A 12,890-nucleotide genomic window follows, 5' to 3' on the forward strand; every position below is an offset into this window, starting at 1 on the left:
CTCTTTACGTTAGCTAACGGTTAACCGTTCTGGTTGATGACGGCTTCAACGACGCTGGACGGCGCCTCTTCGTAACTCGCAAACTCCATGGTGTAGCTTGCGCGGCCCTGGGTCTGAGAACGCAGGTCGGTCGCGTAACCGAACATCTCAGCCAGCGGTACCGTGGCGCGGATGACCTTGCCGGAAGAGGAGTCATCCATGCCCTGAACGAGGCCACGACGGCGGTTCAGGTCGCCCATGACGTCACCCATGAAGTCCTCGGGGGTCACGACCTCGACCTTCATCACCGGCTCCAGGAGCACGGCCTTCGCCTTCTTGGCACCTTCCTTGATCGCCATGGAAGAGGCAACCTTGAACGCGGTCTCGTTCGAGTCCACGTCATGGTAGGAACCGTCGAACAGCGTGACCTTGACGTCAATCATCGGGTAGCCCGCGATGACACCGTTCTGCAGCTGCTCGTAGGCCCCCTTCTCGACGGCCGGCACGTATTCCTTGGGAACCACGCCGCCAACGATTTCCGAGGCGAACTTGAAGTGCATCTCTTCGTCTTCGCCCTTGTCCTCTGCGGTGAGAGGCTCGATGCGAAGATAGACGTGGCCGTACTGGCCGCGACCGCCGGACTGGCGAACGAACTTGCCTTCCTGCTCGACACTCTTGCGGATGGTCTCGCGATAGGCCACCTGCGGCTTGCCGATGTTGGCCTCGACCTTGAACTCGCGGCGCATGCGATCGACGAGGATGTCGAGATGCAGCTCGCCCATGCCGGAGATGATGGTCTGGCCGGTCTCTTCGTCGGTCTTGACCTGGAAGGAGGGGTCTTCCTGGGCCAGCTTGCCCAGCGCCACGCCCATCTTCTCCTGGTCGGCCTTGGACTTCGGCTCGACGGCCACGGAGATCACCGGGTCCGGGAATTCCATGCGCTCGAGAACGATCTTGTCGTTCAGGTCGCACAGGGTGTCGCCGGTGGTGACGTCCTTGAGGCCGATGCAGGCGGCGATGTCGCCGGCCAGCACTTCCTTGATCTCCTCGCGGGAGTTGGCGTGCATCTGCACGATACGCCCCACGCGCTCCTTCTTCTGCTTGACCGAGTTGTAGACGCTGTCGCCCGACTTCAGCACGCCCGAATAGACGCGGATGAAGGTCAGGGTGCCGACGAAGGGGTCGGTGGCGATCTTGAATGCCAGCGCCGAGAAGGGCGCGCTGTCGTCCGCCTCGCGCGTGGCGATGGTGCCGTCCTTGTCGTCCAGCTCACCCTCGATGGCCTTGACCTCGGTGGGCGACGGCATGTACTCGATGACGCCGTCCAGCACCGCCTGCACGCCCTTGTTCTTGAACGCCGAGCCGCAGGTGACCAGCACGATCTCGTTGTCCAGGGTACGACGACGCAGGCCGGCCTTGATCTCCTCGGGAGTAAGCTCGCCCTCCTCGAGGTACTTGTCCATCAGCTCCTCGGAGGCCTCGGCGGCCGCCTCGACCATCTCCTCGCGATACTTCTCGGCGGTTTCCTGCAGCTCGGCGGGAATGTCCACCAAGTCGTAGTTCATGCCGAAGTTGGCCTCATCCCAGAGGATGGCCTTCATCGTGATCAGGTCGATGACGCCCTTGAACTCGTCCTCGGTGCCCCAGTTGATCTGGATCGGCACGGCGTTGGCGCCGAGACGCTCCTTGAGCTGCTCGACCACCATGAAGAAGTCGGCGCCGGTACGGTCCATCTTGTTGACGAACACCATGCGCGGGACTTCGTACTTGTTGGCCTGACGCCAGACGGTCTCGGTCTGGGGCTGCACGCCGGAGGAGCCGCACAGCACGACGACGGCACCGTCGAGCACGCGCAGGGAACGCTCGACCTCGATGGTGAAGTCGACGTGCCCGGGGGTGTCGATGATGTTGATGCGGTGCTCATCGAACTGCTTGTTCATGCCCTGCCAGAAGCAGGTGGTCGCCGCGGAGGTGATGGTGATGCCACGCTCCTGCTCCTGCTCCATCCAGTCCATGGTGGCGGCGCCCTCATGGACCTCGCCGACCTTGTGGGACAGGCCGGTGTAGAACAGGACACGCTCGGTCGTGGTGGTCTTGCCGGCGTCGACGTGTGCAACGATACCGATATTGCGGTAACGATTTAGCGGAGTCTTGCGAGCCACGTTGGAACTCCCCGTTGGTTGGCGATGCGTTAGAAGCGCTGCACTTAGAAACGATAGTGCGAGAAGGCCTTGTTGGCCTCTGCCATGCGATGCACGTCCTCACGCTTCTTGACGGCCGAGCCCTTGCCTTCGGCGGCATCCAGCATCTCGCCGGCCAGGCGCTGCACCATGGTCTTCTCGCCACGACGGCGGGCGGCATCCACCAGCCAGCGCATGGCCAGTGCCTGACGGCGCGAAGGACGCACCTCGACCGGCACCTGATAGGTCGCGCCGCCGACGCGGCGTGACTTGACCTCGACCATGGGCTGGATGGCTTCCAGCGCCTTGTCGAAGATCTCCAGCGGCTCTTCCTTGCTACGCTCGGCAACCCTGTCCAGCGCACCATAGACGATGCGCTCAGCTACGGACTTCTTGCCGCTGACCATCAGGTGGTTCATGAACTTCGCCAGGCGCTCGCTTCCGAACTTGGGATCCGGCAGGATCTCGCGCTTAGCCGCAACTCTTCTTCTAGGCATGATAAGCCCTCTGTAAAGGGTCCTTCAGGTAAACCCGAGACGACCACCGACGGTGGTGCTCGACCTTACTCTTATCAGACCGATGCCATGTATTCAGTGGGGTTGGCGTGAACCACCCGATTACACCTTGGGACGCTTGGTACCGTACTTGGAGCGCCCCTGCTTGCGGTTCTGCACGCCGGAGGTGTCCAGGGCGCCACGCACGGTGTGATAGCGCACACCGGGAAGGTCCTTGACACGGCCGCCGCGGATCAGGACCACGGAGTGCTCCTGGAGGTTGTGGCCCTCACCACCGATGTACGAGGAGACCTCGTAGCCGTTGGTCAGGCGCACGCGGCAGACTTTCCGCAGTGCCGAGTTCGGCTTCTTCGGGGTAGTAGTGTAGACGCGGGTGCAGACCCCGCGCTTCTGCGGGCAGGCCTGCAGCGCCGGCACGTCGCTCTTGGCGGCCTGGCGCTTGCGCGGCTTGCGCACGAGCTGATTGATCGTTGCCATGGTGTGTAGCTGACTCCAATGGGTTGCCTTGCCTTTCCAGCGGGCGCGGGCGCACCCACCCCACTGTTAAAGGCTGCGCATTCTAATGGCTGACGAGGCTGGCCGTCAAGCATGGCGCCTCCCCCGCCGGGGGGAGGCGCCAGGTGGCATCGCCCGTCGTCAAATCTCGTCGTCATCCGAGTCGAGCGCAGTGAGCTGGGCGCCCAACTCCTGCTCGACATCGAAGGCCGACGGGTGGAGCAGGCGGTCGGCGTCCTCACGCTTGCGCTTGCGCTCCGCGTGGTGGGTCAGGCCGGTACCGGCCGGGATCAGGCGTCCCACCACCACGTTTTCCTTCAGGCCGCGCAGGTAGTCGCGCTTGCCGGTGACCGCCGCCTCGGTCAGCACCCGCGTGGTCTCCTGGAAGGAGGCCGCGGAGATGAACGACTCGGTGGCCAGGCTGGCCTTGGTGATACCCAGCAGCACCCGCTGGTACTTGGCCGGGAATTTCTCCGCCTTCTCGAGACGGGCGTTCTGCTCGAGCACCCGGACCAGCTCGACCTGGTCGCCCGGAATGAAGTCCGAGTCCCCGGAGTCGGTGATCTCCACCTTGCGCAGCATCTGACGCACGATCACTTCGATGTGCTTGTCGTTGATGCCCACGCCCTGTAGCCGGTAGACGTCCTGGATCTCGGCGGTGATGTACTTGGCCAGCTCCGCCACGCCCAGCAGGCGCAGGATGTCGTGGGGGTTGCTCGGCCCGTCGGAAATCACCTCGCCCTTCTCGACGCTCTCGCCCTCGAAGACCGCGATCTGGCGCCACTTCGGGATCAGCATCTCGAACGGGTCGCCACCGCCCTCGGGGGTGATGGTGAGGCGACGCTTGCCCTTGGTCTCCTTGCCGAAGCTGATCACGCCGCTGATCTCGGCCAGTATCGCCGGCTCCTTCGGCTTGCGCGCCTCGAACAGGTCGGCCACCCGCGGCAGACCCCCGGTGATGTCCTTGTTGGCGGACGCCTCCACCGGGATCCGCGCGACGATCTCGCCGACGCCGATCTTCGAGCCGTTGTCGGCGGTGACGATCGCCTTGCCCGGCAGCAGGTACTGTACCGGGGTGTCGGAGCCGGTCACGGTCACCGACTTGCCGGCCTCGTCGGACAGCAGGATCATCGGACGCTTGTCGCGGCCGGCCATGGGGCGCGCGGCGGCCTCGATCACCTCGATGGAGGAGAGGCCGGTCATCTCGTCCACGCTGCGGTGGATGGTCAGGCCCTCGTCCATATCGGCGTACTGCACGGTACCCTCGGCCTCGGCGACGATCGGGTGGGTGTGCGGGTCCCACTTGGCCACGGCCTGGCCCGCCTCCACAACGTCACCGTCCTTGACCGAGAGCTCGGCACCGTAGGGCAGCTTGTAGTACTCGCGCTCGCGGCCATGATCGTCGGCCACCGCCAGGGCGCTGGAGCGGGACACCACCACCAGCTTGCCGTCGGCGCGCTCGACGTGCTTGATGTTGTGCAGGCGCACGCGGCCGCCGTGCTTGACCTGGACGCTGTCCACCGCCGAGGCACGCGACGCGGCCCCGCCGATGTGGAAGGTCCGCATGGTCAGCTGGGTGCCCGGCTCGCCGATCGACTGGGCGGCGATGACCCCCACCGCCTCGCCGATGTTGACCTGATGGCCACGCGCCAGGTCGCGGCCGTAACAGGCCGCGCAGACGCCGTGGGAGGTCTCGCAGCTGATCGCACTGCGCACCACGATCTCGTCGACGCCCATGGTGTCGAGCTCGGCACACCAGGCCTCGTCGAGCAGGGTGCCGCGCGGGATCAGCACGTCCTCGGAGGCCGGATCGATGACGTCCTGGGCCACCACGCGGCCCAGCACGCGCTGCGCCAGGGAGACGATGATGTCGCCACCCTCGATCACCGGGTGCAGGGTCAGGCCGTTCTCGGTGCCGCAATCCGACTCGGTGATCACCATGTCCTGGGCCACGTCGACCAGGCGACGGGTCAGGTAACCGGAGTTGGCGGTCTTGAGTGCCGTGTCCGCGAGGCCCTTCCGCGCGCCGTGGGTCGAGATGAAGTACTGCAGGACGTTCAGGCCTTCACGGAAGTTGGCGACGATCGGTGTCTCGATGATCGAGCCGTCCGGCTTGGCCATCAGGCCCCGCATCCCCGCCAGCTGGCGGATCTGGGCGGCACTACCCCGGGCGCCGGAGTCGGCCATGATGAAGACGCTGTTGAACGAGTCCTGCTCGACCTGCTGGCCGTCGCGGTCGGTCACGGTCTCCTTGGAGATGCCCGCCATCATCGCCTTGGCCACCTTGTCGTTGGCCTTGGACCAGATGTCGATGACCTTGTTGTACTTCTCGCCGGCGGTGACGAGACCGGAGGAGAACTGGTCCTCGATCTCCTTCACTTCCTCCTCGGCGGCCTCGATGATCTCGGCCTTGGCCCCGGGGATGACGAAGTCGTTGACGCCGATGGAGGCACCGGACCAGGTCGCCAGGCGGAAGCCGGTGTACATCAGCTGGTCGGCGAAGATCACCGCCGGCTTGAGGCCGGCACGGCGATACACCTCGTTGATCAGCTTCGAGATCGCCTTCTTCTTCATCGACTGGTCGACCAGTTCGAAGGGCACGCCCTCGGGCAGGATGCGGAACAGCAGCGCACGCCCCACGGTGGTGTCGTACAGCCGGCGATGCTCGCTGCGCTCGCCGGTGGCCTCGTCGAACTCGACCTCGGTCAGGCGCACCTTGACGCGGGCGTGCAGCTCGACGTGCTGGGTGCCGAAGGCGCGCTCGACCTCGTTGAGGTTGGCGAACACCATGCCCTCGCCCTTGGCGTTGATGCGCTCGCGGGTCATGTAGTAGAGACCCAGCACCACGTCCTGGGACGGCACGATGATCGGCTCGCCGTTGGCCGGTGACAGCACGTTGTTGGTGGCCATCATCAGCGCGCGGGCCTCGAGCTGGGCTTCCAGCGTCAGCGGTACGTGGACCGCCATCTGGTCACCGTCGAAGTCGGCGTTGTAGGCGGCACACACCAGCGGGTGCAACTGGATCGCCTTGCCCTCGATCAACAGCGGCTCGAAGGCCTGGATGCCCAGGCGGTGCAGGGTCGGGGCGCGGTTGAGCAGCACCGGGTGCTCGCGGATGACATCGGCGAGGATGTCCCACACCTCGGGCAGCTCGCGCTCGACCATCTTCTTGGCGGCCTTGATGGTGGAGGCGTGGCCGAGGCTCTGCAGCTTGGAGTAGATGAACGGCTTGAACAGCTCCAGCGCCATCTTCTTGGGCAGGCCGCACTGGTGCAGGCGCAGGGTCGGGCCCACGGTGATCACGCTGCGCCCGGAGTAGTCGACGCGCTTGCCCAGCAGGTTCTGACGGAAGCGCCCCTGCTTGCCCTTGATCATGTCGGCGAGCGACTTCAGCGGGCGCTTGTTGGAACCGGTGATGGCCCGGCCGCGGCGGCCATTGTCGAGCAGGGCGTCCACCGCCTCCTGCAGCATGCGCTTCTCGTTGCGCACGATGATGTCCGGCGCATTGAGGTCGAGCAGCCGCTTGAGGCGGTTGTTGCGGTTGATCACGCGACGGTAGAGGTCGTTGAGGTCGGAGGTCGCGAAGCGCCCGCCGTCCAGCGGCACCAGCGGACGCAGGTCCGGCGGCAGCACCGGCAGCACCTCCATGACCATCCACGCCGGGGCATTGCCCGAGTTGTAGAAGGCCTCCAGCAGCTTGAGCCGCTTGGAGAGCTTCTTGATCTTGGTCTCGGAGTTGGTCTGGGGGATCTCCTCGCGCAGGCGGTCGATCTCCTCCTCGAGGTCGATGTCCTTGAGCAGCGCCTGGACGGCCTCGGCCCCCATGCGGGCGTCGAAGTCGTCACCGAACTCCTCGAGGGCCTCGAAGTACTGCTCGTCGTTGAGCAACTGGCCGCGCTCGAGCGTGGTCATGCCCGGATCGATGACCACGAAGCTCTCGAAGTAGAGCACGCGCTCGATGTCGCGCAGGGTCATGTCCAGGAACATGCCGATACGCGACGGCAGCGACTTGAGGAACCAGATGTGGGCGACCGGCGAGGCCAGCTCGATGTGGCCCATGCGCTCGCGGCGCACCGCCGCCTTGGTCACCTCGACGCCGCACTTCTCGCAGATGATCCCGCGGTGCTTCATGCGCTTGTACTTGCCGCACAGGCACTCGTAGTCCTTCACCGGACCGAAGATCTTGGCGCAGAACAGGCCGTCACGCTCCGGCTTGAAGGTGCGGTAGTTGATGGTCTCGGGCTTCTTCACCTCGCCGAAGGACCAGGAGCGAATCATGTCCGGCGACGCGAGCGTGATCTTGATCGCGTCGAACTCGTCGGACTGAGACTGCGATTTGAGGACTTTCACCAAATCTTTCATTGGGAGGCTCCTAGCTCTCTAACTCGATATCGATGCCCAGCGAACGGATCTCCTTCACCAGCACGTTGAAGGATTCCGGCATGCCCGCCTGCATGGTGTGGTCGCCGTCCACGATGCTCTTGTACATCTTGGTACGCCCTTCCACGTCGTCGGACTTGACCGTGAGCATCTCCTGGAGGGTGTAGGCCGCGCCGTAGGCTTCCAGGGCCCAGACCTCCATCTCGCCGAAGCGCTGGCCGCCGAACTGCGCCTTGCCGCCCAGCGGCTGCTGGGTGACCAGCGAGTAGGAGCCGGTCGAACGCGCGTGCATCTTGTCGTCCACCAGGTGGTTGAGCTTCAGCATGTACATGTAGCCGACGGTCACCGACCGGTCGAAGGCGTCGCCGGAGCGGCCGTCGTAGAGGGTCATCTGGCCGGAATCCGGCAGGTCCGCCAGCTTGAGCAGATGCTTGATCTCACCCTCCTTGGCGCCATCGAAGACCGGCGAGGCCATCGGCACGCCGCCCTGGAGGTTCTTCGCCAGGGCGATCACCTCGTCGTCGGTCAGCGAGTCGAGGTCCTCGATGCGGGTGCCCTCGGTGTTGTAGATCTGCCCCAGGAACTCGCGGAGCTGACCGACCTGCTGGTCGCGGGCCTCGCGCAGCATGGCCTCGATCTTCACCCCGAGGCCGCGGGCCGCCAGGCCCAGGTGGGTCTCGAGGATCTGCCCGACGTTCATCCGCGACGGCACGCCCAGCGGGTTGAGCACCACGTCGACCGGCTCGCCGTTGTCGTCGAAGGGCATGTCCTCGATCGGCATGATCGCCGAGATGACGCCCTTGTTGCCGTGGCGGCCGGCCATCTTGTCACCCGGCTGGATACGCCGCTTGACCGCCATGTAGACCTTGACGATCTTCAGCACGCCCGGCGCCAGGTCGTCGCCCTGGGTCAGCTTGCGCTTCTTGTCCTCGAAACGCTCGTCCATTTCCTTGCGACGGTTCTCGAGCTGTTCGTCGGCCTGGGCGAGCAGCTCGTTGAGCGCCTCGTCCTGCAGGCGCAGCTTGAACCACTGCTGGCGCGGCAGCTCCTCGAGGTAGTCGTCGGAGAGGGTGTCGCCCTTCTTCAGCCCGGGGCCACCATTGACCGGCTGGCCGGACAGGGTGCGCTTGAGGCGCTCGAAGGTGGCGTCCTCGGCGATGCGGTAGGTCTCCTGCAGGTCCTTGCGCACCTCGTCGAGCTGCATCTGCTCGATGGCCAGCGCCCGGGAGTCCTTCTCCACGCCGTCGCGGGTGAACACCTGGACGTCGATGACGGTACCGCGCATGCCGGTCGGGGCGCGCAGCGAGGTGTCCTTCACGTCGGAGGCCTTCTCGCCGAAGATCGCCCGCAGCAGCTTCTCTTCCGGGGTCAGCTGGGTCTCGCCCTTGGGCGTGACCTTGCCGACCAGGATATCGCCCGGTCCGACTTCCGCCCCGATATACACGACACCCGCCTCGTCGAGCTTGGCCAGCGCCGACTCACCGACGTTGGGGATGTCGGAGGTGATCTCCTCCGACCCCAGCTTGGTGTCGCGGGACACGCAGGTCAGCTCCTGGATGTGGATGGTGGTGAAGCGGTCTTCCTGGACCACCCGCTCGGAGAGCAGGATGGAGTCCTCGAAGTTGTAGCCGTTCCAGGGCATGAAGGCGATGCGCATGTTCTGGCCCAGCGCCAGGTCGCCCATGTCGACGGAGGGGCCGTCGGCCAGGATATCGCCACGCGCCACCTCGTCGCCGGGGCGCACGATGGGGCGCTGGTTCATGCAGGTGTTCTGATTGGACCGCACGTACTTGGTGAGGTTGTAGATGTCGACGCCGGCCTCGCCGCCGATGATCTCGTCCTCGTTGATGCGCACCACGATACGCTTGGCGTCGACCGAGTCGATCACGCCGCCGCGGCGCGCCACGGCGCAGACGCCGGAGTCACGCGCCACGAAGCGCTCCATGCCGGTCCCCACCAGGGGCTTCTCGGCACGCAGGGTCGGCACCGCCTGACGCTGCATGTTGGAGCCCATCAGGGCGCGGTTGGCGTCGTCGTGCTCGAGGAACGGGATCAGCGCCGCCGCCACGGAGACCACCTGGCGCGGCGAGACGTCCATCAGGGTGACCTGCTCGGGGCGCATGAAGGTGGTCTCGCCCTTGTGGCGGACCTGCACCAGGTCGTCGACCAGCTTGCCCGACTCGTCCACGGTGGCCGAGGCCTGGGCGATGATGAAGTCGCCCTCCTCGATGGCCGAGAGGTGCACCACCTCGTCGGTCACCTGGCGACCCACCACCTTGCGGTACGGGGTCTCGAGGAAACCGTAGCTGTTGGTGTGGCTGTAGGTGGCGAGCGAGTTGATCAGGCCGATGTTCGGCCCCTCCGGGGTCTCGATCGGGCACAGGCGACCGTAGTGGGTGGCGTGGACGTCACGCACCTCGAAGCCGGCGCGCTCGCGGGTCAGGCCACCCGGGCCGAGCGCGGAGACGCGGCGCTTGTGGGTGACCTCGGAGAGCGGGTTGTTCTGGTCCATGAACTGGGAGAGCTGGCTGGAGCCGAAGAACTCCTTGACCGCCGCCGCCACCGGCTTGGCGTTGATCAGGTCCTGGGGCATCAGGCCCTCGCTCTCGGCCATGGAGAGACGCTCCTTGACCGCACGCTCGACGCGCACCAGGCCCACACGGAACTGGTTCTCGGCCATCTCGCCGACGCAGCGGATACGACGGTTGCCCAGGTGATCGATATCGTCGACTTCACCGAAGCCGTTACGGATGTTGATCAGCTCCTTGAGCACGTCGAGGATGTCGCGCTGGTCGAGCACGCCGGAGCCGGTATCGGCGTCGCGGCGCAGGCGACGGTTGAACTTCATGCGGCCGACCCCGGAGAGGTCGTAGCGGTCCTCGGTGAAGAACAGGTTGTGGAACAGGGTCTCGGCGGCTTCCTTGGTGGGCGGCTCGCCAGGGCGCATCATGCGGTAGATCTCGACCAGCGCCTCGAGCTGGGACCCGGTGGTGTCCAGCTTGAGGGTGTCGGAGATGAAGGGGCCACAGTCGAGATCGTTGGTGTAGAGCGTCTCGAGGGTAGTGATGCCGGCCTGGCCGAGCTTCTCGAGCAGCTCCGGGGTGATCTCGCTGTTGCAGGAGCAGATCAGCTCGCCGGTGTTCGGGTCGACCTGGTCCTTGCCCAGGGTCTTGCCGAACAGGTACTCCATCGGCACCTCGAGGCGCTCGAGACCGGCCTTCTCCAGCTGGCGGATGTGCTTCTGGGTGATCCGGCGGCCTTCCTCGACGATCAGGTTGCCCTCGCCATCCTTGATGTCGAAGGTGGCGGTCTCGCCACGCAGCCGCGACGGCACCAGCTCCACGGAGAAGCCGGACTGCTCGATGTGGAAGGTGCTGGTCTCGAAGAACTCGTCGAGGATCTCCTCGGCGCTCATGCCGAGCGCACGCATCAGCACCGTGGCCGGCAGCTTGCGGCGACGGTCGATGCGCACGAAGACGCTGTCCTTGGGGTCGAACTCGAAGTCCAGCCAGGAGCCGCGGTAGGGGATCACCCGGGCGGAATAGAGCAGTTTGCCGGAAGAGTGGCTCTTGCCCTTGTCATGGTCGAAGAACACGCCGGGTGAACGGTGCAGCTGGGAGACGATGACCCGCTCGGTGCCATTGACGACGAAGGTGCCGTTCTCGGTCATCAGGGGGATCTCCCCCATGTAGACTTCCTGCTCCTTGATGTCCTTGATGGCCTTGTGCGCCGACTCCTTGTCGTAGATGATCAGGCGAACCTTGACACGCAGCGGAGCCGAATAGGTGACGCCTCGCAGCTGGCACTCCTTGACGTCGAAGGCCGGGGTGCCGAAGCGGTAGCTGACGTACTCCAGGGCAGCATTGCCGGAGAAGCTCTCGATCGGGAACACGGACTTGAAGGCCGCATGCAGACCGATCTCGAGGCGCTCCTCGGGAGAGCGGTCCTGCTGGAGAAAGTCGTAGTAGGAATCAAGCTGGATGGCCAGCAGGTAGGGCACATCCATCACTTGGGGCAGTTTGCCGAAATCCTTGCGGATGCGTTTTTTCTCAGTGTATGAGTAAGCCATCTGTATTCCCCAGCTTGTTCACCATGGGTGACCGATGCGTGGTCGGCGCCACCCGACGGGAGCGGCTCCGTCAGGCGATGAAGGCAAGCACCGCGTCGGGTTGCTCGCCTTCGGAATTCGGCTGGCGGCTCTGCTCATGCAGAGGCCAGTGACAACAGAAAAAGGCCGGCAGCGGGTGTCCCGCCACCAGCCGTGGAAGCTTACGCAGCGCGTGAAGCCATGGGCACAAGGATTACTTGAGCTCCACGCTCGCGCCGGCTTCTTCCAGCTTGGCCTTGGCCGCTTCGGCATCGTCCTTGGACAGGGCTTCCTTGATGGTCGCCGGTGCGCCGTCGACGGCACCCTTGGCTTCCTTCAGGCCCAGGCCGGTAATCTCGCGGACGACCTTGATCACGTTGACCTTCTTCTCGCCGACAGCGGTCAGCACCAGGTCGAACTCGGTCTGCTCTTCAGCGGCTTCAGCTTCACCACCACCCGGGCCGGCCACGACGGCGGCAGCGGCAGAGACACCGAACTTCTCTTCCATGGCTTCGATCAGGTCGACGACTTCCATGACGGACATGTCGGCGACGGCGTTGATGATGTCTTCTTTGGTCAGTGCCATTTTCAGGTTCCTAACTTTGCGGGAGCCTCGGTCGGCCGAGAGCTCGAGGATTCAATATTCGATTCGGACTGCGCGCAGGAGTTCGCCTGATCAGGCGGCGGCTTCCTGCTTCTGGTCGCGCAGCGCGGCGAGGGTACGAACCAGCTTGCCGGCAGAAGCCTCCTTCATGACGGACATCAGCTTGGCGATCGCCTCATCGTAGGTCGGCAGCGTTGCCAGGCGGTCGATGTCGCTTGCCGGAATCAGCTCACCTTCGTAGGCCAGCGCCTTGACTTCAAAGTCCTTCTCACCCTTGGCGAACTCCTTGAACAGGCGGGCGGCAGCGCCCGGGTGCTCGTAGGAGAAGGCCAGCATGGTCGGACCGGAGAAGGTCTCGTCCAGAATCTCCCAGGGAGTTCCGGACAGGGCGCGGCGTGCCAGGGTGTTGCGCACAACACGGATCTGCACGCCATTCTCGCGGGCCTGCTTGCGCAGGTCGGTCATCGCGCTGACCGCGACGCCACGAGAGTCGGCAACTACGACGGAGAGAGCGTCCTTGGCGGCTGCACTGACCTCGGCAACAATCGCCTTCTTGCCTTCGAGTGCTAGTGGCACAGTGATCACTCCTTCGTGCCGGAACCTCGAACGAGGGCTCCGGTGGTTACCATCTCTCCCGCCCCGGCGCTCGA

At 65.0% G+C, this 12,890-nt stretch carries 7 protein-coding genes; all 7 read right to left on the bottom strand.

The genetic code is table 11. The features are described from left to right. Positions 1 to 20: 20 nt before the first annotated feature. The 7 genes from fusA to rplJ all read right to left on the bottom strand — a co-directional run bounded on the left by fusA (position 21) and on the right by rplJ (position 12,816). A complete protein-coding gene (gene fusA, locus CR157_RS20415; protein ID WP_110285370.1) occupies positions 21 to 2,141 on the bottom strand; it encodes an elongation factor G in 2,121 nt (706 codons plus the stop codon). Positions 2,142 to 2,185: 44 nt separating this feature from the next. After that, positions 2,186 to 2,656 carry a 30S ribosomal protein S7 gene (gene rpsG, locus CR157_RS20420; RefSeq protein ID WP_102626760.1) on the bottom strand — a complete coding sequence of 157 codons (471 nt, stop codon included), beginning with the start codon at positions 2,654 to 2,656 and terminating at the stop codon, positions 2,186 to 2,188. Between the two features lie 120 nt (positions 2,657 to 2,776). After that, complete coding sequence (gene rpsL / locus CR157_RS20425; protein ID WP_071943783.1) at positions 2,777 to 3,151, bottom strand: 30S ribosomal protein S12; 375 nt, start codon at positions 3,149 to 3,151, stop codon at positions 2,777 to 2,779. Between the two features lie 159 nt (positions 3,152 to 3,310). Beyond that, positions 3,311 to 7,531, bottom strand: a complete 4,221-nt coding sequence (rpoC, locus tag CR157_RS20430; protein ID WP_110285371.1) for a DNA-directed RNA polymerase subunit beta' — start codon at positions 7,529 to 7,531, stop codon at positions 3,311 to 3,313. Between the two features lie 10 nt (positions 7,532 to 7,541). After that, on the bottom strand, positions 7,542 to 11,618 hold the full coding sequence (gene rpoB / locus CR157_RS20435) for a DNA-directed RNA polymerase subunit beta (protein ID WP_110285372.1): 4,077 nt from the start codon (positions 11,616 to 11,618) through the stop codon (positions 7,542 to 7,544). 232 nt (positions 11,619 to 11,850) lie between these two features. Continuing rightward, positions 11,851 to 12,222 carry a 50S ribosomal protein L7/L12 gene (gene rplL / locus CR157_RS20440; RefSeq protein WP_110285373.1) on the bottom strand — a complete coding sequence of 124 codons (372 nt, stop codon included), beginning with the start codon at positions 12,220 to 12,222 and terminating at the stop codon, positions 11,851 to 11,853. 90 nt (positions 12,223 to 12,312) lie between these two features. Then, positions 12,313 to 12,816 carry a 50S ribosomal protein L10 gene (gene rplJ / locus CR157_RS20445; RefSeq protein WP_110285374.1) on the bottom strand — a complete coding sequence of 168 codons (504 nt, stop codon included), beginning with the start codon at positions 12,814 to 12,816 and terminating at the stop codon, positions 12,313 to 12,315. Between the last annotated feature and the right edge of the window lie 74 nt (positions 12,817 to 12,890).

Source organism: Halomonas sp. LBP4 (assembly GCF_003202205.1).
Classification (GTDB): Bacteria; Pseudomonadota; Gammaproteobacteria; order Pseudomonadales; family Halomonadaceae; genus Halomonas; species Halomonas flagellata.